A 21,719-nucleotide genomic window follows, 5' to 3' on the forward strand; every position below is an offset into this window, starting at 1 on the left:
GCTCTTGGAATATCAATAGAGAAATCACGTTAGCAGAATAGCGAAGTTGGGGCACGCAGCATCAACTTCAAGTTTAGCGTTTCCTGCCTAATAAATTACGGCTTGGGTGGCTTGGTGTTCGCCGCCTTTTCGGTGGCCGATAGAATTCCGCGCAAAATATTCATTTCCATGCGCTCTGGGCGGGCGCGCAGGTATAAACGGCGCAGTCTTGCCATCAGCTGCCGCGGCTGATCGGGGTCGTGAAAATCAATACCAATCAGCGTGCGCTCTAAATGTTCAAAATAGCGCTCAAGCTCGGCGTGGGTGGCCAGATCATCGTCAGCATGAGTTTCGACTGCGGGTGCGTCAGCCTGGCTCAACCAGGCCATACGACACTCATAGGCGAGTACCTGAACCGCCGCAGCCAAATTAAGCGAGCTAAAATCGGCGTTGGTGGGAATATGCACATGGGCGTGGCAGCGCTGTAGCTCTGCGTTGGTCAGGCCGCTGTCTTCGCGCCCGAATACCAGCGCCACACGGGCATCAGCAGGCTGGCACTCGCCGGGCAGGCGATCAGCTAACTCTCTGGGCGAGAGCATTGGCCAGGGCAGCGTGCGCGAGCGTGCACTGGCGCCCACCGCCAGGGTGCAATCAGCCACCGCCTCTTCGAGTGTGGCATGCACGCTGGCTTGATGGAGGAGGTGGTCAGCGCCGGACGCCCGGGAAATACTGTCCTGAGCAATCACTTCACAGCGGGGGGCAACAAGGGCTAAGTCTGCCAAGCCCATATTGTGCATGGCGCGTGCCACGCCGCCGATGTTGCCAGGATGACTGGTGCCGATTAAAACAATGCGAATGCGCTCAAGCATGATAGGGCCCGGTGAAATAGTGCTCGGTAAATAGGCGTAAAGCGCGCAGTCTAGCATGAGTCGATGGCATGCCCGAGAGCGGTCTGCTAGAATTACGCGCCAAAGGCGGATACTGCGCCGACCCATATTATTAGCATCACGTTCTTTAACATCACTGTGACAAGGCCCAACCATGAATCCGATGGTCCAATTTACGTTGCGCGCAGCGCGCAGCGCTGTTGAACACTTCCTACGCGTACGCGAACGTATTGAAAACGCGCACGATGAATTTAACCTTGACCGCCTGCTTGACGAGACGGCGCGCAAGGCCGAAGCGACGATTGTTCAGCAGTTGGAGCGCGGTTATCCCCAGCACGGTGTTACTGGCCGCTTTACGCCGCATCGCGCGGGTGAAGGTGAAGGCGCGGATATCGTCTGGAAAATTGAACCGATGCACGGCTACTCAAATTTAGCCGTTGCCGGTAAGGGCTTTGCACTCTCAGTGGTGTGTCTTATCAAAGGTCGTCCCGAACACGCAGTGATTATCTGCCCGTTCGCCGACGATGAATATATCGCCAGCCGCGGCCGCGGCGCCCAGCACAACGACAAGCGCATGCGCGTTAGCAAGCCGACTGCCATCAGCGGCACGCGCATGGCCATGAGCCTGCCGGAAGTTTGGCTGCGCCCGCGCAATTTACCAGCCTATCTAACCGTTTCACAGCAGCTTGCCCCACAGGTAGAAAACCTGCTGGCCACGGGGTGTGGGCTGCTGGATTTGTGCGAGTTGGCCACTGGGCGAGTGGATAGCGCTTTTGTACTTGGCTTGGAAGAGCAGGATATGCTGGTAGGTACGCTGTTCCTGAAAGAAGCGGGTGCCTTGATGGGAACGCCAGACGGCCAGCCCACGGTGAAGGTAGAAGGACAGTTAATGGCTGCCGGGCCGCGCCTTTATAAAGCGCTGATCAAACAGCTAACGCCGCACTTCTAAACGGCACTGCCTAAGCCGTTTACGGCGAATAAAAAAAGCCCCTTTTGGAAACCAAGAGGGGCTTTTTTGTAGCTGGAGAATCCGCTGTTAAGGCAGCTCTTCCTCTTCTTCGTCGAGCTCTTTCTTGGTGGGAATCAAATCTTCCCGCGACAGCTTCAGCGGTAGCAGCAGCGCCGCAGCAATGTAGATAGACGAGAACGTACCTATGACGATCCCGACCAGCAGCGCAATGGCGAAGTTCTTAATCATATCGCCGCCGAGCAGCAGCAGCGCGAGCAGGACCAGTAAGGTAGTGCCCGACGTTGCTAGCGTACGCGAGAGCGTGGCGTTAATTGCTTCGTTGAAGATCTGCGGCATGTCGTCGATCCGCGAAGTGCGGATGGCTTCGCGGACGCGGTCATAAACCACGATGGTGTCGTTCAGCGAGTAGCCGATGACTGCCAGGATAGCCGCCAGCACGGTGAGGTCGAAGTCGAGCTGAAACAGCGCAAAAAAGCCCACCACAATAATCACGTCGTGCATTAGGGCCAGCAGCGCACCAATCGCAAACTTATACTGAAAGCGGAAGGCGACGTAGAGCATGACCACGCCGAGGGCCACCAGCAGGCCGAGTCCGCTTTGGTCGCGCAGCTGGTCGCCGACCTGGGAGCCAACAAACTCAGAGCGCACAAGGTCGACGCTATCACCACTGGAGCGCAGCAGGTTAACAACCTCACCGCCAACATCGGCATCAAACGCCTGCTGGAGGCGGATCAATACTTCTGACGACGCCCCAAAGGTTTGCACCGAGACATCTTGGAAGCCGCTCTCTTCGAGCAAAACACGAATAGCGTCCAGGGAGGGTGCGGCACCGTAGCGCACCTCTATCAGCGTACCACCCGTAAAATCCAGCCCTAGATTGAGCTGCTGGAACAGGATGGCGCCAATCGACACGATCAGTAGCAATGCGGAGACGATATACGCGAGCTTGCGCCGCCCCATAAAGTCGATTTGCAAGTGTGACAGGGGTTTCATTACCACCTCTTAAATTCTGGGCTAAGCACGTGGTTTACATTCGTGCTTTTCAAATCCACAGCTTTTTGACGGGTTTGCTGCCATAGGTCAGGTTGACCATGGCACGAGTCACCATTAACGCCGTGAACAACGACGTTAAAATGCCGATAGAGAGCGTGACGGCAAACCCTTTAACCGGGCCAGTGCCAATCGAGAACAGGATAACGGCCACCAGTAGTGTGGTGATGTTAGCGTCGACGATGGAGGTGAAGGCGCGCTCATAACCGGCTTGGATCGCTTGCTGAACCGACATGCCGTTACGCAGTTCTTCACGTATTCGCTCGAAAATCAGCACGTTGGCATCCACCGCCATGCCCAGCGTCAGTACGATACCGGCAATCCCTGGCAGCGTCAGCGTAGCCCCCAGCATCGACATTACCGCGACCAGCAGCGTTAAGTTCAGCGCCAGGGCGATATTGGCAAATATCCCAAACACCTTGTAGCGCACCAGCATAAACAGCACGACCAGCAGCAAGCCGATCTGTACTGAAAGTAGCCCGCGCTCGATGTTCTCAGCGCCCAGGCTTGGCCCAATGGTGCGCTCTTGGACAAAGTAGATGGGGGCCGCAAGTGAGCCCGAGCGCAGCAGAAGCGCCAGTTCAGCCGCTTCTGTCGGCGAATCCAAGCCGGTGATACGGAAGCTGTTGCCCAGCGCACTTTGAATCGTCGCCAAGCTGATTAGACCGCGCTCAACGTAGGGCTCACGCTCAATAGTCTCTTCGCCGGTTTCCGGGTCGGTGACTACCGTGTCTTCGCTTTTGTGCTCGATAAACAGCACCGCCATATTGCGACCAATATTGGTCCGCGTAGCGCGATTCATCAGCGTACCGCCGGTGCCGTCCAGATCAATATTGACCTGCGGGCGGCCATTCTCATCGAAGCTGTTGCTGGCACTGGATACACTATCGCCGGTTATGATCACATCGCGCATTAGTTCAGCGGTGCGCGAAGGCTCATTACGGAAGGTGAGGGTTTCCGTTTCGTTGTCCGGCGTATCGTTGCGCGCTTCCAGGCGGAATTCCAGGTTAGCGGTGGCGCCCACAATCCGCTTAGCTGCAACGGTGTCCTGGATGCCCGGCAGCTCTACGACAATTTGGTTGGGGCCTTGGCGCTGCACCATAGGCTCCGCGACACCCAGTTCGTTGACCCGGTTGCGTAAGGTGGTCAAGTTCTGGTTGATCGCGTAATCCTGAATTTCATTTACCGACTGATCGCTCAGCGTCATGACCAACGTTGAAGCGCGGCCATCGCCTTCACTGCTGTATTCAAATTCAGGAAAGTCACGGCTGATCAGGCTGCGCGCGGTATCGCGGTCTTCGGCGCTGGCAAAATCGATCGACAGCGAGCGCTCTTCGATATCGGTATTGCGGTAACGAATACGCTCGTCGCGCAGCAGTTCACGCATGGCGCTGGCGTTAACTTCCAGGCGTTGAGTTAGCGCGGCTTCCATATCGACTTCGAGCAGGAAGTGCACACCACCGCGGAGATCAAGACCCAGCGTCATGGGCGAGGCGGAAAACGCCTGCAGCCATTCGGGGGTTGCTTCAGCGAGATTAAGGGCTACCGTTGCCTCATCGCCTAACAGGTCAGTGGCAATGTCGCGTGCAGGAAGTTGATCATCGTCGTGGCGCAAGCGAATGAGCCACTGCCCGTTCTCTTCTTCGAGCGCTTTGATCGCAATATCGTTTTCGCTGAGCGCGGTTTCGACACGGTCTATCTGACGCGCATCAAGCGAGTCGCCTTGGGCGCTGCTAATTTGGATGGCGGGATCTTCGGGGAATAGATTGGGAAGCGAGTAGATAAGGCCAGCCACCAGGACGACCAGTATCAGCAGATACTTCCACAGGGGGTAACGGTTGAGCATGCAAGCCCTGCCTTCAATTACAAACGGAATGCTGTGCACGGACACGCCGTGCACAGCAAAGTTCACCATCATTTATACCATGTCACCCCTGCCGGGGTGGCTGGCACTGGTCGGCAGGGGAAATTACAAGGCTTAGATGGACTTGATGGTGCCTTTAGGCAGTACGGCGGCAACGGCGTTCTTCTGCACGTTAACTTCGGTGCCTTCAGAAATCTCGATAGTCAGGAATTCGTCGCTCACTTTAGTAATACGACCCACCAAACCGCCGCCAATGACGATCTCATCGCCTTTATCCAAGTTGGTGACCAGCTGCTTGTGCTGCTTAGCGCGCTTGGCCTGCGGGCGCCACAACAGGAAGTAGAAAATCAGCACGAAGCCAACCAGCATGACGATTTGCGCAATACCACCGCCGGCGGCGGCTTCTTGGGCATGAGCTGGTGAGATGAAGAAATCCAGCATTGCAGAGAACTCCTGAGTTAGAAAAAGCTTAGGTTTGTAGATGCTTGGTTTTTAAAAGCTTGGTTTTTAAAACATAGCCAAACAGTTTAAACCACGCGCCAAGGCGCGTGGTGATTAATTCGTCAGGGCTGGCTTAGCGGAGGCACTGGCAAGCCACGCCGCGCATAAAAGCCTTCCACAAAGGCCGTCAATGTACCCGCTTCAATTGCCGCGCGCAAATCAGCCATTACACGCTGGTAGTAGCGTAAGTTGTGGATGGTGTTGAGCATCGAGCCAAGCATTTCATTGCAGCGATCCAAATGGTGCAAATAGCCCCGCGAGAAATGCTGGCAGGTATGGCAGTCGCACTCTTCATCAAGCGGGCGAGTATCGAAACGATGCTTGGCGTTACGGATTTTGACCGTGCCTTCCGAGGTAAACAGGTGGCCGTTACGGGCATTGCGGGTAGGCATCACGCAATCGAACATATCCACACCCCGGCGCACGCCTTCCACCAGGTCTTCGGGCTTGCCGACCCCCATTAAATAGCGTGGCTTCTCATCGGGCATCCAGGTGGGCAGGTAGTCGAGCACCTTGATCATCTCTTCTTTAGGCTCGCCGACGGAAAGGCCGCCAATCGCCAAACCATCAAAGCCGATCTCCAGCAGCCCTTTGAGCGAGCGTTCGCGCAGTTCGGGGTGCATACCGCCCTGAATAATGCCGAACAGCGCGGAAGGCGAGTCGCCATGGGCATCCCGCGAGCGTTTGGCCCAGCGCAGCGACAACTCCATGGATTTCTCGGCTTCCTCAAAGGTGGCCGGGTAGGGCGTGCACTCATCAAAGATCATGACCACATCGGAGCCCAGCGAACGCTGCACCGCCATGGACTCTTCCGGACCCATAAACACTTTGCTGCCATCCACCGGCGAGCGGAAGTGCACGCCCTGCTCGGTTATCTTGCGGGTTTCGCCCAGGGAGAAGACCTGGAAGCCGCCGGAATCGGTGAGGATCGGTTTATCCCACTGGGCAAAATCGTGCAGGTCGCCGTGGGCTTCAATCACCTCGGTACCGGGGCGCAGCCAGAGGTGAAAGGTGTTACCCAGGATGATTTCGGCGCCGATCTCTTTGACGGAATCTGGCGTCATGCCTTTCACCGTGCCGTAGGTGCCTACTGGCATAAATGCTGGGGTTTCCACCGTGCCGCGGGGGAAATGGAGACGTCCACGACGGGCGCGGCCATCGTCGGCCAGGCGCTCAAAGCGCATAAAACATTCGTTTCGCATATAAAGTAACTCGTTAATCTCGTTCGTTTGGCGCGACGGGTGCAGGGCCAGCGGGTCAACAATCAGCAGTCAACAACTAGCGGGTCAGTAGCATGGCATCGCCATAGCTAAAAAATGCATAGCGCTCGGCCACTGCCCGTTGGTAGGCGTGCATGGTGGTGTCATAGCCCACAAAGGCGGAGACCAGCATCAGCAGCGTCGATTCAGGCAAATGGAAATTGGTAATTAAAGCATCCACACAGCGCCACTGGTAACCGGGGTAGATGAAAATGTCGGTGTCGCCGCTATAGGGCGCGATCTGCCCATCGCTGCTTTTCATGCAGGCGCTTTCCAGGCAACGCACGCTGGTGGTGCCGACCGCCACTACACGTTTGCCTGCTGCCAGGGTCTCGCGCACCTGCCGGCAGGTCTCTTCGGTAACTTCGATCCACTCGCTGTGCATATGGTGTTCAAGAATATTGTCCACCCGCACCGGCTGAAAGGTGCCCGCGCCCACATGTAGGGTAACAAAGGCGCGGTTAATACCTTTATCCGCGAGGGCATCCAGCAGCGGTTGGTCAAAATGCAGCCCCGCCGTAGGCGCCGCCACCGCGCCGTCACGCCGCGCGTAAACAGTTTGGTAGCGCTCACGGTCGCTGAGCTCATCTTCCCGGGTGATATACGGTGGCAGCGGCATATGGCCGTGCTTTTCCAGCAGCGCAATCATCGGCGTATCGCCCAGAAAGCGCAGCTCGAACAGCGCATCGCGGCGGCCTTCTACGACGGCGTGAACGTCACCTTCGAAAATCAGCTCGGTACCAGGTTTCGGCGATTTGCTTGAACGAATATGCGCCAGGCCACGGTGAGCATCCAGCGGGCGCTCAAGCAGCATCTCCACCTTGCCGCCGCTGGCCTTATGGCCGTGCAGGCGCGCCGGAATCACCCGGGTATCGTTAAACACCAGCAGGTCGCCGGGCTCTAAAAGCTTAAGCAAATCAGGAAAACGGCGATGCTCCAGCGCACCGCTCTGGCCATCCACGCACAGCAAACGGCAGTCGCTACGCTGCTCAGAAGGGTAGCGAGCAATTAATTCGTCGGGTAGCTCGTAATGAAAATCCGCGCGCTGCATGGCGTATAACTCTTAGCGTTGATCAAACAGGCGGCATAGGATAGCGCTTTGGCTGGATAAAGTCAGTCAATGTGATTGACCTAACTAGAAATTTACGTATACTACGCACGCATTGCCGGTATGGCGGAATTGGTAGACGCAGCGGATTCAAAATCCGCCGCCTTTACGGGTGTGCCAGTTCGAGTCTGGCTACCGGCACCAAATTTAAAATCAGGCACTTAGGTGCCTTTTTTTGTGTCTGTAATTCCCATCGTATGCGTGTTTGGTCGCGTTTTGGTCGCACCAACACAAATATATTAGTTGACGCCTGCAAGGTTGTAGCTTTTAGGCTACATTGTGTTTATGACGTCACTCTCGCATTACTTGACCGCGGATGGTCATGATCCCTTCCAAGCTTGGCTAGATGCTACTAAGGCGAAAGATCGGCAGGCTGTTATGCGCGTATTAACGCGCCTTAACCGACTTGTCGCCGGTAATGCGGGCGATACTAAAAGTGTCGGCGACGGCGTTATAGAGCTTCGTATCGACTATGGCCCGGGCTATCGCGTCTATTACGCTAAAGTGGGAAGACGATTGGTTCTGCTACTAACTGGCGGTACTAAAAAACGCCAGCAGGCTGATATTGAACAGGCTAAGGCATTTTTAGTGGATTACCGTAAGAGGTTGAAGAAATGAAAAGCCATGATGATGCTGTGATTACCATGCTACGTGAAGACCCTGATATGGCTATCGATTATTTACGCACTGCTTTTGATGAGTTGGATGAGGAGGGCGGTGAAACGGCCTTTCTAATGGCGCTTCGTCATGTGGTGGAGGCCCAGGGTGGAATGGCAGTCGTGGCTGAACGTGCCAAGCTATCAAGGGAAAGCCTGTACCGCGCGTTATCGCCTAAGGGTAACCCTACTTTGCGCACAATGACCGCGGTCATAAAAGCCACTGGTGTGCACTTTCATGACTTAACCCGGCAGGCTTCGTGAGCCTAGCTAGATAGCTTGGGCCTGTTGGCGTTACTAACATCGCGCTCTAATTGAGCCAAGCATTCCTGCATTTTCGCTTCACTGATTTCTCGAAACTGGCCTTTTAGCAGGGCAGACATTTTAGGCTGAGGTAAGCCTGTTAATTCACTCGCTTGCACGTGGGTGAGACGGCGTTGTTTGATCACTTCGCCAATGGTGGCGGCAAGCCGCGCTTTGAGCAGCATTTCTTTAACATTATTGCTGTGAATGTCGCCATAAACATTTTCAGTGCTTTCTTCAATGTGCATGAGTTTCCCCCTTGGTGTGCTTTCCACCGATTTTAATCGCTTTCGAGTTTTCTGAATATTGAACTTGGGCAGTCACTTTAGACTCTTAAGGAAAGCTAGATTTTCGCGCTTAATTATTCGCATTAGCCAACCGCTCATCCGTAAGCTTTCGGTAAAGAGCCACAAGCTCTTCGCTTTTGGCATCCTCGTGCCAACTGGCAGCGTAGCTTTGGGCGCGTTCGGCGAGCTGTTGGCGCAGGGGTTCATCACTTAGCAGGCGATTTACCTTGGCGGCGAAGTCGTCATGGTTATCCTCGGCGATTAGACAGCCTTCACCTTCTTTCAATACATCCAGCGTGCCCATCATGGCGGTGGAAACCACCGGCGTGCCCAGTGCCATCGCCTCCAGCAGGACTAGTCCTTGGGTTTCCGTGCGTGACGCAAACACAAACACGTCGGCGGCGCGGTAGGCGGCTTGCAGTGGGCCGTTGCGGCCGAGATAACCGAGAAACAGCACCGCGTCTGCCACGCCCACTTCCTGGGCGCGCTGAACAAGCGAGTCATGGGCCGGGCCTTCGCCGGTAATGATGAGCCGGGTGGTGGGGTGTTCGGCTAATACCTTGGGCAGCATGTCGATCAGAAAGTCTATGTTCTTCTCAAAAGCGGCGCGGCCTACATAGAGCAGCAATTGTGCTTCTTGTGGCAGGTTGTAGTGGGTGCGAAAGTCGCTGTCATCCTGACCACCCTGTGAGTGGCAGAACGACTCCAGCGCCAGGCCGGTAGCAATTACCGTGGTAGGCGTGGTCACACCGTAGCGGGAAAGTGCGTCCTGCATTGCCCGTGAAGGAGCGACCAAAGCGTCGAGCTGCTGGCACTGGTGCACTGAAAGCCTGCGCGCGGCAAGGCGCAGCCAGCGTCGCGGAAGCCAGCGGATATAGTGATGAATATACTCTTCAAAGAGCGTGTGATAAGTGGCTATCACTGGAATGTTGAGCCGACGACCCAGAGCAACACCGGCATAGTGAGCGGTAAAGGGGGTGTGGACATGAATAAGGTCAAAAGCCACATCTGCAAGCTGCGGTGTCAGGGCGAGCAGATCCCTGTAGCGCATCATGCGATCTTCCGGGTCGCCGGGTATCCGGCGCGAACGGATGCGCATCACGCCTGGTTCGGCCACTTGGCCCAACGGGTAGTCGGGGCAGATCAGCGTGACCGAGTGACCCAGGCGTTCCAGGGCGCCGAGAAAGCTGGCGATAGAGGTAGACACGCCGTTGACGCGGGGGAAGTAGACATCCGAGATCATCAATATTTTCATGCTTCCCGGCTGCGCCTCAGCCGTTGACGCCGTAGCGTGAAGCAGCGTCAACGCAGATGCCTGCCGTGCCTGGCGGTCAGCTTCACGCTGCCGGTGCAGCGCATTGCCGTTGGCTAACTGGGTGAGGGCCGCAACTTCCTGGTCACTGAGCGGAGAGTTGAGAGGGGGGCGTCGACGCTGTGGCATGTTGTTTAAACTCTTATGGCAGCTTATTTCCACCCTAACCCGAGCCCATGACTGGCAGATGACAGCTTTTCATCCGCATTGCGCCACTTTGGGAGAGCGTTAACCCACAGTTGGCTACCACCTCGCTTTTTGTTGCTTAGCCGTTTTATAGTGAATAACTCGCATTCGACGAAAGATGGTATTTCACCATGGCCCTTTTTGAGCTGCATAGCCGCAACTTAGCCCAAGAGCAGGTGGCCCATACCCACGATTTTCACCAGCTGATTTTGGCTACCTGTGGCGTCACAGAGCTTTCCATGGAAGGGCAAGGGGAAAGGGTGACCGCCCGCCGCGGCTGTCTGATTCCCTCGTCGCGTCATCACGAGTTTCAGGGTGATGGCAGCAACCGTACCTTGGTGCTGGATATCCCGGTTGCGCACTTAGCCACGCTTGAAAAAGGCAGCGAGATTGAGCGCCTGTTCGATAAGCCGCGCTTTTTTAGCGTGCCTCCGGCGTTAAACCAGCTCACCCACGCCTTGGCCAATCAGCTTGAACAGTGCCCGGCGCTACAGAATGAAATTGCGATTCTGCTGCTGCGCGCGCTTTATATGTATTTGCAGGATGCGACGCCTACCGCCGCTGGGCAGCTGGGGCAGCACTGTATTAGTGAACGCCTCGACCTAGCCCGTTTGGATGCTTGGCTGGATCAGCACCTGGCCGACGAGATCCGTGTGGAGCAGCTCGCCGCGCTGTGTGCCTTGAGCCCCGGGCATTTTCACAGCTGCTTTCGCGAGCTGACCGGCGTAACGCCGCTGGCCTATGTGCAGCGCAGGCGCTTGGAACATGCGCGTACGTTAGTCCGCCATAGCACGCTCAGTCTGGGGCATATCGCCATGCTGGTCGGCTTTCGCGATCAGGGCAGTTTCTCCCGCGCCTATCGGCGTTATTTTGAGCTTTCCCCATCTTCAGATCGTTAGGCCCTCATCTCTCTCATCTGACCGCTAGTCCCTCGCCTGACCGTAAGTGATAAAATTTTCATGCCTGCATGACTTGCGGGCAAATCTACCTCAGTGTCGGGCAAGTAATTTGCCTGCTAGCGCTTTAGTCTTTGACTAATCCCTTATATCAACACCCTTTATATCAGCAGCACCGCTTTCAAGGAGCAACACCATGAGCGTTACCTATCAAGACAGCAATGCGCGTATGAGCCAAGTGGCGATTCACAACGGCACCGTTTACCTCGCCGGCCAGGTTCCCCCTGATGCCACGGCGGATATGCGCGGCCAAACCGAGCAGGTGCTGACGCGTATCGATCAACTGCTAGCCCAAGCGGGCACCTCGAAAGAGCATCTTATTTCAGCGCAAATCTGGGTCACCAGCATGGCGGAGTTCGACCAAATGAACGCTGCCTGGGACGCCTGGGTCGTGCCCGGTCGCCCGCCTGTGCGTGCAGCGCTTGAAGCCCAGCTCGCCAAGCCTGAGTGGAAAGTGGAAATCATGGTGGTAGCCGCGCTGCCGGAGGCCTGATATGCGGGTTGTTTCTGCCGAAGAGGTCACGCGCCACCTGACGTGGGATGGCTTGATTAAACGGCTACATACGACGTTCGTGAACGGCGTGGAGTCTCCTCCTCGCCATCACCATGCGATGCACCGGCCGGATGGCGAAGCCACCATGCTATTAATGCCCGCCTGGGAAGCGGCGGGCTATATCGGCGTCAAGATGGTTAATGTGTTTCCGCAAAATGCCGACTATGGTATCCCGGCGATCTCTGGGCTTTACCTGCTCAGCGAGGGCAAACACGGCCAGCCGCTGGCGTGTATCGATGGCAGTGAGCTTACCCGGCGCCGCACGGCGGCTGCTTCTGCGCTGGCTGCCCAAGCCTTGGCGAATGAGAATGCAGAAACGCTGCTGGTAGTGGGCACGGGCAAGCTGGCGCCTATGGTGATTGAAGCCCACGCCAGCGTGCGGCCTATCAAGCGGGTGCTGATTTGGGGGCGTAACCCCAGCAAGGCGGCGTCGATAGCCGACGAGTACGCCGAGCGTTTTGAGACCCATGTAGTGGAAGCGTTAGCGGACGCAGTAGCAGAAGCGGACATTATTAGCTGCGTGACGCTCTCCAATCAGCCGCTGATCAAAGGCGAGTGGCTAACGCCCGGCACCCACCTGGATTTGATCGGCGCATTTCGTCCCCAGATGCGCGAAACCGATGCGCTATGTTTGCGATGCTCAGAAGTATTTGTAGACACCTACGCCGGTGCCAAAGGCGAAGCGGGCGATATTCTGCAAGCCATTGAAGAGGGCGAATTCCAGTTCGACCAGATTCAGGCGGAGCTTGCAGAGGTGTTAGCAGGGACGAAATCGGGACGCTCTGGGATGGAGGCTATCACGCTATTCAAATCGGTAGGCGCGTCGCTTGAAGACTTGGCCGCCGCGATAGAAGTATGGGAGTCACTGCCCGCACAACCATAACAAGACCGACATCGCTACCGTTCAGGTGGCACCGCCAGCCATAACGAAGACCGACTAATAATCAAAACGAGGTATGTTATGAACGCTAAAAAATCTGTACTGATCGCCGCCTTGGCGGCACTTCCTCTGGCTATTGCCAGTGCTAATGCGCAAGCACAATCCTATGAGATGGTGATCGCTACTCAGATTCCGGAAGATATGAGCAACAACGAAATCTATCCGGCGCTGGTGCATTTCAAAAACCTGGTGGAAGCACGCACCGACGGGGATCTTGAGGTCAATATCTTCGGCGGCGGGCAGCTAGGCTCTGAAGTGGAGAACGGCTCGGAAGTGCAGGGCGGGCGTACGCTACAGTCGACCATTATGTCGGCCGGGGCGATGTCCTCCTTCTACGAAGACTACCAAGTCGTCACAGCCCCCTTCCTGTTCACCAACTGGCGTCAGGCATGGAGCTTCTTTGATAGCGAATGGTTTGCTGACTTTATGTCCGGCACCGTCGAAGCCGCCGATATGCGTTATTTGGGCACCTTCGACGATGGCGGCGGTTTTGTTGCCTTCACCAATAACGTGCGCTTGATTGAGACCGTCGAAGACTTGGAAGGCCTCAATATTCGTACCGAAGAGAACCCCGCCCACGTGGCGATCATGCGCTCGCTAGGTGCTTCTGCCACGCCGCTGCCCTGGGGCGAGCTGATCACCGCGCTGGAAACCGGCCTTGCCGATGGCCAGTTCAATGCGCCGGTGCTCAATACCACCTTCAACTTCGATGCGGTCACCGACTACACCACGCTCACCGGGCATGTGTATAACAGCGCGCCCTGGATGGTTAGTGAGTCCTGGTACCAATCGCTACCCGAGGAGTATCAGCAGGCGTTGGTCAGCTCCGCGCGGGAAGCGATTCAGTTGAGCCATGGCATGTCAGGCGCTTTGGCGACCGCAAGCTGGGTGGAGTCTTGCGAGCGCTTCGAAGCGTGCTACCTGATGCCTGACGCCGAGCGTGAACGCATGGCGGAAATTGCTCGCCCCGCTTGGCAGGAGTGGATCGTCGATGACTTCGGTATGGACGAAGCTCGCGTGCAGGGGCTGCTGGACGAAGTCGAGCGCGTCGGCCAGCAGTTAGCGGACGATGACTACCGCATCTATGGTCAATAGATTCAGGGTCAATAGATTCAGGGTCAATAAAGCCGGGGTCAATCAAACTGGGGTCAATAACAGTGCGGCCAGCTGTTAATTAACGCCGGGGCGGCAATGCCCGCCCTGGCGTGAGGAAGTGCTATGGGCGTATTACAACCTTTGCGCCGCCTGAGCGATAGCGTCAATCAGGTGGCCATCGTGGTGTGTGTGGGCTGTATTCTGGCAATGCTAGGCATCTCGTTTACCGCGTTTCTCTATAAGTTGATCACTGGCAGCACGCTAAGCTGGACCTACTCGCTGGCGCGGCTGTTTCTGCCCTGGATCGGCTTTCTCTCCATGACGATTTCACTGCGCTACGGCGAACACGTCGCCATGACGCTACTGGTTCGCAGCTTGCCCCGCGTGATGGTGCAGGTGGCTGCCGGACTCTGTTTGGCGGTAATTGGCCTGTTTGCACTGATGCTGACGTGGTACGGCTGGGATTACTTCACCAGTGCCACCCAGGTCTACATGGTCTCTGATCAAATCCGCATTCCCAGCAAGTTCACCGCCATTGTCATACCCATTAGCGGTGTGATCATGCTGCTGCATCTGGTGCATGGCTTTGCCCTGCTGGAGCACTTCATCGATGAGCAGGACGTGATTGGCGAACTCATCGACACCACTGATGGGGAGCACCGCTCATGACTCCTGCGATTATTGCGTTTGTCGTGCTGCTGTTTATCGGCGCACCGGTGGCGGTGGTGATGGCGATGTCGGGGCTGGCAGGCGGCTTTGCGTTAGGTGGCGAGCGCATGCTGGGGATTATCGCTGACCGTATGTTCTCCGGCGTTTCGGGCTTTTTGTTGATCGCCGTGCCCTACTTTATTTTCACCGCTGAGCTAATGAATCAGGGCGGGCTGACCCATAAGCTGATCGCGTTTAATAATGCGCTGTTTGGCCGGGTGCGCGGGTCGCTCTCCCACGTGAATATCTCAGTCTCGGTGTTTTTTGCGGGTCTTACCGGCGCGGCGGTCACCGATACCGTTGCGATTGGCAAAATCATGATCCCTGAGATGAAAAAGCAGGGCTACGATGCCGAATATGCCGCCGCGGTCACCGCCTGTTCATCGATCATCGGGCCGATTATTCCGCCCAGCGTGGTGATGGTGGTCTACGCCACGCTGCTACGGGATATCTCGGTGATTGACCTATTCGCGGGTGGCATCATTCCCGGCCTGTTGATGGCGCTGGCGCTGCTGGGCGTTAGCTTCTTCCTGGCTTGGAAGCGCAACTACCCGAAACAGGCGCCGACACCCTTTAAGGCAGCCATCATTGCGCTGTTGGTTGCGCTACCTGCGATGGTAGTGCCGCTGATTATCCTCGGTGGAATTCTTTCGGGGCTGACCACGATTACCGAAGCCTCGGGCTTTGCGGCGGTTTACGCCATTGTGATTGGCGTGGTGTTCTACCGTAATCTTACCTGGCGCAAAATTTGGGATTCGCTGGTGACCACGGTGCGCTTCTCCGGGGTAGTGTTTTTTCTGCTGGCAACCTCAGCGGTGCTGGGCTGGTTCGTCACCCGCTCGGGCATCGCCAGGGATGCGGCCAGCATGATCACCACTTTTAGCGATGTGGCCTTTGTGCAACTGATGCTGGTGTGTCTGCTACTCTTGGTGATTGGCACAGTGATGGACGTGCTGCCTGCCCTGGTGGTGATTGCACCAGTGCTGGTGCCTGCGATGATTCAACTCGGTTTTGACCCGCTGCACTTCGCTATTTTGATGATCGTGGTGCTGAATATTTCCAACGTGACGCCGCCGGTGGGGATGACGCTGATGACCGCCGCGCGAATAGCCGAGGTGCCCTACGAACGGGCGATTGTGGCCTCGCTGCCGTTTTACGTGTCGTTTTTAGTGGTGATTGTGTTACTGGCGGCGTTCCCTGCGCTCTCCACCTGGATTCCGTCACTGCTGTAATTTAGCTAAGGACTGCGACCCATGAAGTGTTTTTATCACCCTGATCAGGCGTTGCATGCGCCGCCGACCTTTCTGCTGCGCGGCCAGCCCGCCGCGTCGCCGGAAGGCCCGGTGCGTGCCGAGCTGCTTACCCAGGGGCTGGCAACGGCAGGGCTGACCCTGACCGCGCCTGCTGAGGCCGATTCGCCAACGCTGCGTAAGCGCTTAGAGAAGATCCACTCGCCGCGCTACCTATCGTTTTTGGAAACCATATATGAGCGTTGGCAGAAGCTGCCTAACGCTGCAGAGTTTGTCGCGCCCAATATTCACCCCTGTGGAGGCGGCCACCACTACCCGCGCCACCCCATTGGGCAGGCAGGCTGGCACCTGCACGACATGGCCTGCCCGCTGAGTGCTACTAGCTTTCGTGGAGCGCTGGCTTCTGCCGCCACTGCGGCTGCGGCAGCCGAAGAGGTGCTAAATGGTGCGCCAACGGCCTACGCGCTATGCCGCCCGCCGGGTCACCATGCCGGGCCAGAGCGCGCCGGTGGCTTTTGCCTGCTGAACAACTCAGCGCTGGCCGCCACGGTGCTGCGTGAACGCTTTGCCAAGGTGGCGATCATCGATGTGGATCTCCACCACGGCAACGGCACCCAGGATATCTTCTATCACCGCAGCGATGTCTGGACGGGCTCGCTGCACGCGGACCCTAGCGATTTTTATCCCTTCTTTTGGGGCGGCGCTGATGAAGAGGGCGGAGAGGAGGGCGTGGACGCTAACGTTAATCTGCCCTTGCCGGTAGGCAGCGACGGTGAGGTTTATCTTGATGCTTTGGCGATTTTGATTGATCACCTGCAGCGCTACGAGCCAGAAGCCGTCGTGGTGGCGCTAGGGTTAGATGCTCATAAAGATGACCCGCTAGCGGGACTTACGGTGGAAACCGAAGCGTTTGTCGAAGTAGGCAAACGCTTGGCGGCGCTGTCGCTACCCATGGTGATTATTCAGGAAGGCGGTTACCCCACTGAACACCTAAGCGCCAATCTGACCGCGTTTATGCAGGGTTTTACGGCATGAGCAGAACCGGTTTTTACTGGCACGAACGCTGTTTCTGGCATGATTTGGGCGCCATTGGCGTGTTCTCCGCGCCCGGTGAGTTCTTGCAGCCCCAAGCCGCTTCGGAAAGCCCGGAAAGCAAACGGCGGCTGAAGAATATTCTTGAGGTCAGTGGGCTGATTGACGAGCTTCGCGTGGTGAAACCGCCTGCCGCGACGCTGGATGATCTGCTGCGCTTTCATACCCCGCGTTATTTAGATGAACTGCAGGCGGGGGATAAAGCGCGTGGCGGCAATGGTGGCGACTGCGCGCCTTATATGCCCGGTAGTTGGGCAGCGGCCACACAGTCCGCCGGGTTGGCCATTGCCGCCGTTGAAGCCGTGGCGTTGGGTGACGTAAGCAACGCCTACGCCCTATGCCGCCCGCCAGGCCACCATGCTGAAGCTGACCAGGGCCGCGGATTTTGTCTGCTCGGCAATATACCCGTGGCGGTCAAGCGCGCCCGCGCTTTGGGGCAGGTGAACCGGGTGGCGATACTCGATTGGGATGTTCACCACGGTAACGGCCAACAGGCGGCGTTTTATAGCGAACCAGAGGTGTTGACTGTTTCCATCCACCAAGCGGAAAACTACCCGCTAGAAACCGGCGGTTTTGACGAGCTAGGCGAGGGTAAAGGCCGTGGCGCCAACCTTAACCTGCCGCTACCCCCCGGCTGTGGTTTGGGTGCCTACGCCTACGCGATGGAAACGTTAGTGCTGCCCGCGCTTGAAACCTTTGACCCCGAACTCATCGTGGTGGCCTGCGGTTACGACGCCTGTGCCAAAGACCCATTAGGCAAAATGTTGCTCAATAGCCAAGCGTTCGCCACCATGACCGCCCAGCTTAAAGCACTTGCCGATCGCTGCTGCGATGGCAAGCTGGTGTTTATTCACGAAGGCGGCTATTCGGAAGGCTATGTGCCGCTGTGCGGCCACGCGGTGATCCAAACCTTGGCGGGCAGCGCCATTGCCGTGCCCGACCCACAAAACGACGAAATTGCCGCTTGGGGCTATCAGGCCCTGCAACCGCACCAGCAAACCTTAATTGATAGCTGGCGCCAACAGTGGGAGCAACTCAAACAATGACACCGCTTTATGATCGCGATGGTTGGATTTGGCAGGATGGTGAATGGCGCGCGTGGCGCGACGCCAAGGTGCATGTGTTGTCCCATACATTGCACTACGGCATGGGCTGTTTTGAGGGCGTACGAGCCTACGCAGGCCCCAGCGGCACGCATCTTTTCAGAGCCGCTGAACATACCCGCCGTTTGGCAGAAAGTGCCCATTCGCTGGATATGCCGCTGCCGTTTAGCGAAGTGGAACTGATCGACGCCCAGCGCCAGTGCTTGGCGAAAAACAACCTGAGCAGCGCCTATCTCAAGCCCACGGTGTTTTTCGGCGCGGAAGGTATGGGATTGCGTGCTCAAGGATTAACCACCCATGTAATGGTGGCCGCCTGGGATTTAGGCCCGTACATTTCACCCCAGGCCGCGACCCATGGTTTGCGCGCACTGACCTCCTCCTGGGCGCGTCACCACGTTAATATCAGCCTCTGCCGGGCGAAAACCAATGGACACTACGTCAACTCGATACTGGCACTGAATACCGCGATCAAGGCCGGTTTCGATGAAACCATTATGCTCGACCCGGAGGGCTACGTGGCCGAGGCCTCGGCAGCCAACGTCTTTCTGCTGCGGGATGGCGTGCTGCATACGCCAGAAGTGACCTCATGCCTTCAAGGCATCACTCGGGATAGCGTGATTCAGCTGGCGCAAAAGGTGCTGGGTATTGAGGTGCGCGAGCGGCGGATTACCCGCGACGAGCTCTACACCGCCGATGAAGCCTTCTTAACCGGCACAGCCGCTGAAATACTGCCGCTGCGCGAGCTAGATGGTCGTCGTATTGGTGGACGTGCTGGCTCTCCACCCATCAACGAACCCATCAGCCCCGACAGCGTCACTGCTCAACTGCAGGGTCTATATCGTCAGGCGGTGCGCGGCGAGCTGGATGACTTCGGCCACTGGCTCACTCCTGCTTAAGGTATCGTAAATCATTATTTATACCTTTTGACGTATTCCTAGCCCAGATTTTTTATAGCGCCTCAGCTAGGGCCTGCTGACGTTTCATCGCGAACCGCGTTGCTGCCTCAAAGAGTGCCAAACAAGGCGCAATCCGAAGGGCTGGGTCCGTTCTTACATGCGGCGGCGCTAGTCGTCGTTCATTTGGAATAACCAAAAATTTCTCCTCCTGCCTTGCCGCGAATAAAAACGGGCGCCAGCGCGGTCGTGAGTGAAACGTCAACAGGCCCTAGAACCACACTGTCGCTAATGTCCTATTATCGTGAATCAGGTTGTTCATTTTTTAGTCCATTTCCGTCGTCCAGATGTCCCTACCCGTTTACTCCATTGCGTCGGATTGGGGCGCCTGAGCATTCAGCTCGATACTGTGCCAATCGTTTGACGAGACCGGATAACTCAGTCTTGAAGAGATAACTCTCACTCATCAGCGCGTATTGCGGATAGTGTCCAAATTACTCGTCATCAAGGCTAATTGCTGCCAAGACGCTTCCAGAAAGTATCAGCGGCTGCATTATGATTGCCTAGCCATCTCACTAAAATTATCTCCAAATGATTCGTGGGCATCTTGGGGTATAGTCTAACTAGCCGGCCTTCCTCGATTAGAGGGGCTATCATGTTATGTGGCATACAAGCGATCCCCATTCCTAACGAGACCATAGGTTTGAGCGCTTCCGATACAGTTGCTTCGAAGGTTCTTTTTAGGCGATTTGGTTCAGGATGGCGTGCTACTTGAGGTCGCGATAATTCATGTAATTGCGCCGACCTGGCATAAGTGAGCCAAGGAATTGTGCCACAAGACTCTTGGCATAATTTGGCCATCTCTGGTGTTCCTACCCAATAAAGCTCTTCTGTTCCTAGCGATAGCACTTCAAAGTCATCGCGCTGAAAATATCGCTCCGATTCAGTGTCACGGTAGAACAGAATAAAGTCGCTGCGCCCAGACACGAGTGACATGTAATAATTTTCGGTACTTTTATGCCCAGTATCGATCCGTGTAAATAATGGATCATCGAGAGTGGAGTACTGAGATATCCATTGTGGAAAGAAGTTACAGGCAAGCGTATGCAACGACGCAAAGGTCAGAGGGTGGTCAAGGACTCTTACACTCTGTTCGCATTCTTGAGAGAGCCGTACTAGTTCAGCCGCAGTAGGCGTAAGCGCATTACCAGATGGGGTCAGGCGAATAGGTGTGACATGTCGATCAAACAGCTGTGTGGATAGGTGATTTTCCAGCAACCGAATTCTGCGACTTAAAGTCGATTGCGAACATTGCCTTAAGCTGGCAGCGGCTGTGAATTTGCCCGTTTCAGCAAGTGCTAGAAAGTCTTGGTACCAATTAATATCCATGTCGTCTCCAGATAGACCTTAGGGATAGCAGTCTCTGTTTGTAAGCCATATGCGGAGTTCAATAAAATTGCTAACCAATATTACTTGAGAACTGCACTGGAACTGGTAGCTAGTGTGCCAGATTAGCGGGCATCTTTAATATTAGGCTATCCGTATATTAGATACTGAGTGCAAGAATGGCGATCAGTCAGCACTCGCGACAGATTCTTAGGGGGGGTAGAGTTATTGAGCAGAAGAAAACCAATATCATAATAAGTCAGTTTAAAAACTTGACGAAACAGGGATAAAGATATGAAACAACCACTCTTATTGAAAAAATATGCAGTCTACGGTGTTCTAAGTGTTGGTATCTCCATGATGAGCAGCGCTCAAGCCAGTCTTCTCGAAGATGTGAAAAATCGTGACACATTGCGCTGTGGTGTCAGCAGCGATAAGGCAGGTTTCTCTTACCTGACCGATGACGGTGAATGGATTGGGATGGATGTCGATCTCTGCCGCAGCGTAGCCGCAGCGGTACTCGGTGATGCCAGTAAGGTCGATTTTGTGATCACTACGGCGAAAAACCGATTTACCGCACTCGCCTCAGGAGAGGTAGATGTGCTGGCTCGCGCTACTACTTGGACGGCTTCACGTGATGCCAACCTTGGAGTTGACTTCACAACACCTTGGTTTTATGACGGTCAGGGTGTAATGACTCATGCCGACTTCGGTGTTAGCGCTATCGAAGAGCTTGATGGTGCCGTCTTCTGCCTCTCGCCTGGTACAACCTCCGAGCAAAATCTTGAAGACTATTTTGGCCGTCGCGATATGAGTTATAGCACCGTAGTGATTGAGAAGAGCACTGAATTGTATAACGCCTTTCAGCATGGCCGCTGTGATGCCATCACCAATGATATGAGCGGTCTTGCGTCAAGGCGAACACAGTTTGCTGACCCAGATGCCTTTACCCTTCTACCCGACGCCATTTCAAAGGAGCCTTTGGGTGCTTATGTCCCTCAGGGTGACGCTCAATGGCGCGATATTGTTACCTGGACTGCCTTTGCATTGATGAATGCTGAAGAGCTCGATGTGACGTCAGAGAATGTCGAAGAAAAACGCAACAATTCTAACAACCCCAGTGTTGCGCGGCTGCTTGGTAGCGATGGTCATATTGGAGAGAAGTTCGGGCTGGATGATGCATGGGCATATCAGGCCATCAAGCAGGTCGGAAACTATGCAGAAATTTTTAATCGCAATGTCGGTCCCGATACTCCACTGAGTTTCGAGCGCGGGCTTAACCGTCTGTGGAGTGATGATGGCATCCTCTACGCTGCTCCCGTTCGATAAAACTGTCCCTGCTTAGTAGGCATCGATTGACTGGGGCGTTCGGATCATAAAG

The 21,719-nt window shown here is 55.8% G+C and carries 22 protein-coding genes and 1 tRNA gene; 14 read left to right on the plus strand and 9 right to left on the minus strand.

What is annotated here, in order from left to right; all coding sequences use genetic code 11:
* Nucleotides 1-95: 95 nt before the first annotated feature.
* Complete coding sequence (locus tag ACT3UM_RS16820) at nt 96-848, minus strand: RNA methyltransferase (RefSeq protein WP_498900652.1); 753 nt, start codon at nt 846-848, stop codon at nt 96-98.
* A 172-nt stretch (nt 849-1,020) separates the two neighbouring features.
* Between ACT3UM_RS16820 and ACT3UM_RS16825 the strand changes: the two genes are divergently transcribed.
* Nucleotides 1,021-1,815, plus strand: a complete 795-nt coding sequence (locus ACT3UM_RS16825; protein ID WP_009288412.1) for an inositol monophosphatase family protein — start codon at nt 1,021-1,023, stop codon at nt 1,813-1,815.
* Between the two features lie 87 nt (nt 1,816-1,902).
* Here the strand turns inward: ACT3UM_RS16825 and secF are convergent, their stop codons facing one another.
* The 5 genes from secF to queA all read right to left on the minus strand — a co-directional run bounded on the left by secF (nt 1,903) and on the right by queA (nt 7,561).
* Entirely contained in the window at nt 1,903-2,829 is a 927-nt protein-coding gene (secF, locus tag ACT3UM_RS16830) for a protein translocase subunit SecF (RefSeq protein ID WP_498900655.1), read from the minus strand.
* A gap of 49 nt (nt 2,830-2,878) precedes the next feature.
* Nucleotides 2,879-4,732: a protein translocase subunit SecD gene (gene secD / locus ACT3UM_RS16835; RefSeq protein WP_498900657.1), complete on the minus strand. Its 1,854-nt coding sequence runs from the start codon at nt 4,730-4,732 to the stop codon at nt 2,879-2,881.
* Nucleotides 4,733-4,864: 132 nt separating this feature from the next.
* Nucleotides 4,865-5,191, minus strand: a complete 327-nt coding sequence (yajC, locus tag ACT3UM_RS16840; RefSeq protein WP_007111584.1) for a preprotein translocase subunit YajC — start codon at nt 5,189-5,191, stop codon at nt 4,865-4,867.
* A 122-nt stretch (nt 5,192-5,313) separates the two neighbouring features.
* Nucleotides 5,314-6,435: a tRNA guanosine(34) transglycosylase Tgt gene (gene tgt, locus ACT3UM_RS16845; protein ID WP_498900798.1), complete on the minus strand. Its 1,122-nt coding sequence runs from the start codon at nt 6,433-6,435 to the stop codon at nt 5,314-5,316.
* A gap of 94 nt (nt 6,436-6,529) precedes the next feature.
* Nucleotides 6,530-7,561: a tRNA preQ1(34) S-adenosylmethionine ribosyltransferase-isomerase QueA gene (gene queA / locus ACT3UM_RS16850; protein ID WP_498900659.1), complete on the minus strand. Its 1,032-nt coding sequence runs from the start codon at nt 7,559-7,561 to the stop codon at nt 6,530-6,532.
* A 114-nt stretch (nt 7,562-7,675) separates the two neighbouring features.
* Between queA and ACT3UM_RS16855 the strand changes: the two genes are divergently transcribed.
* From ACT3UM_RS16855 to ACT3UM_RS16865, 3 genes are all read left to right on the plus strand, one after another.
* Nucleotides 7,676-7,762 (plus strand) — tRNA-Leu (locus ACT3UM_RS16855).
* A 141-nt stretch (nt 7,763-7,903) separates the two neighbouring features.
* Nucleotides 7,904-8,236, plus strand: coding sequence for a type II toxin-antitoxin system RelE/ParE family toxin (locus ACT3UM_RS16860; RefSeq protein WP_498900661.1), 333 nt, complete (start codon nt 7,904-7,906; stop codon nt 8,234-8,236).
* On the plus strand, nt 8,233-8,538 hold the full coding sequence (locus ACT3UM_RS16865) for an addiction module antidote protein (protein ID WP_295714944.1): 306 nt from the start codon (nt 8,233-8,235) through the stop codon (nt 8,536-8,538). The genes ACT3UM_RS16860 and ACT3UM_RS16865 overlap by 4 nt, the downstream gene beginning before the upstream one ends.
* A 2-nt stretch (nt 8,539-8,540) precedes the next feature.
* On the opposite strand, the gene ACT3UM_RS16870 is transcribed toward ACT3UM_RS16865, so the two are convergent.
* Both ACT3UM_RS16870 and ACT3UM_RS16875 read right to left on the minus strand, forming a co-directional pair.
* Nucleotides 8,541-8,825, minus strand: a complete 285-nt coding sequence (locus ACT3UM_RS16870) for a helix-turn-helix domain-containing protein (protein ID WP_498900664.1) — start codon at nt 8,823-8,825, stop codon at nt 8,541-8,543.
* 109 nt (nt 8,826-8,934) lie between these two features.
* Nucleotides 8,935-10,305 carry a glycosyltransferase gene (locus ACT3UM_RS16875; protein WP_498900666.1) on the minus strand — a complete coding sequence of 457 codons (1,371 nt, stop codon included), beginning with the start codon at nt 10,303-10,305 and terminating at the stop codon, nt 8,935-8,937.
* A gap of 188 nt (nt 10,306-10,493) precedes the next feature.
* Between ACT3UM_RS16875 and ACT3UM_RS16880 the strand changes: the two genes are divergently transcribed.
* The 9 genes from ACT3UM_RS16880 to ACT3UM_RS16920 all read left to right on the plus strand — a co-directional run bounded on the left by ACT3UM_RS16880 (nt 10,494) and on the right by ACT3UM_RS16920 (nt 18,955).
* Nucleotides 10,494-11,261: a helix-turn-helix transcriptional regulator gene (locus tag ACT3UM_RS16880; RefSeq protein WP_498900668.1), complete on the plus strand. Its 768-nt coding sequence runs from the start codon at nt 10,494-10,496 to the stop codon at nt 11,259-11,261.
* Between the two features lie 193 nt (nt 11,262-11,454).
* Nucleotides 11,455-11,811, plus strand: coding sequence for a RidA family protein (locus ACT3UM_RS16885; RefSeq protein WP_498900670.1), 357 nt, complete (start codon nt 11,455-11,457; stop codon nt 11,809-11,811).
* 1 nt (nt 11,812) lies between these two features.
* Nucleotides 11,813-12,754, plus strand: a complete 942-nt coding sequence (gene lhpI / locus ACT3UM_RS16890) for a bifunctional Delta(1)-pyrroline-2-carboxylate/Delta(1)-piperideine-2-carboxylate reductase (RefSeq protein ID WP_498900672.1) — start codon at nt 11,813-11,815, stop codon at nt 12,752-12,754.
* 78 nt (nt 12,755-12,832) lie between these two features.
* Nucleotides 12,833-13,906 (plus strand): TRAP transporter substrate-binding protein DctP, encoded by a 1,074-nt coding sequence (dctP, locus tag ACT3UM_RS16895; protein ID WP_498900674.1) that lies wholly within the window; start codon nt 12,833-12,835, stop codon nt 13,904-13,906.
* Nucleotides 13,907-14,029: 123 nt separating this feature from the next.
* Entirely contained in the window at nt 14,030-14,575 is a 546-nt protein-coding gene (locus ACT3UM_RS16900) for a TRAP transporter small permease (protein ID WP_498900676.1), read from the plus strand.
* Nucleotides 14,572-15,846 carry a TRAP transporter large permease gene (locus tag ACT3UM_RS16905; protein ID WP_498900678.1) on the plus strand — a complete coding sequence of 425 codons (1,275 nt, stop codon included), beginning with the start codon at nt 14,572-14,574 and terminating at the stop codon, nt 15,844-15,846. The genes ACT3UM_RS16900 and ACT3UM_RS16905 overlap by 4 nt, the downstream gene beginning before the upstream one ends.
* Nucleotides 15,847-15,867: 21 nt before the next feature.
* Nucleotides 15,868-16,899 carry a histone deacetylase family protein gene (locus tag ACT3UM_RS16910; RefSeq protein ID WP_498900680.1) on the plus strand — a complete coding sequence of 344 codons (1,032 nt, stop codon included), beginning with the start codon at nt 15,868-15,870 and terminating at the stop codon, nt 16,897-16,899.
* Nucleotides 16,896-18,002, plus strand: a complete 1,107-nt coding sequence (locus ACT3UM_RS16915) for a class II histone deacetylase (RefSeq protein WP_498900682.1) — start codon at nt 16,896-16,898, stop codon at nt 18,000-18,002. The genes ACT3UM_RS16910 and ACT3UM_RS16915 overlap by 4 nt, the downstream gene beginning before the upstream one ends.
* Entirely contained in the window at nt 17,999-18,955 is a 957-nt protein-coding gene (locus ACT3UM_RS16920; protein WP_498900684.1) for a branched-chain amino acid transaminase, read from the plus strand. Before ACT3UM_RS16915 ends, ACT3UM_RS16920 begins: the two co-directional genes overlap by 4 nt.
* A gap of 507 nt (nt 18,956-19,462) precedes the next feature.
* Here the strand turns inward: ACT3UM_RS16920 and ACT3UM_RS16925 are convergent.
* Nucleotides 19,463-20,341 (minus strand): LysR family transcriptional regulator, encoded by an 879-nt coding sequence (locus ACT3UM_RS16925; RefSeq protein ID WP_498900686.1) that lies wholly within the window; start codon nt 20,339-20,341, stop codon nt 19,463-19,465.
* Nucleotides 20,342-20,632: 291 nt separating this feature from the next.
* Between ACT3UM_RS16925 and ACT3UM_RS16930 the strand changes: the two genes are divergently transcribed.
* Nucleotides 20,633-21,667 carry an amino acid ABC transporter substrate-binding protein gene (locus tag ACT3UM_RS16930; RefSeq protein ID WP_498900688.1) on the plus strand — a complete coding sequence of 345 codons (1,035 nt, stop codon included), beginning with the start codon at nt 20,633-20,635 and terminating at the stop codon, nt 21,665-21,667.
* Nucleotides 21,668-21,719: the final 52 nt, after the last annotated feature.

The sequence above is a fragment of the Halomonas sp. AOP13-D3-9 genome (assembly GCF_052379125.1).
Lineage (GTDB): Bacteria > Pseudomonadota > Gammaproteobacteria > Pseudomonadales > Halomonadaceae > Vreelandella.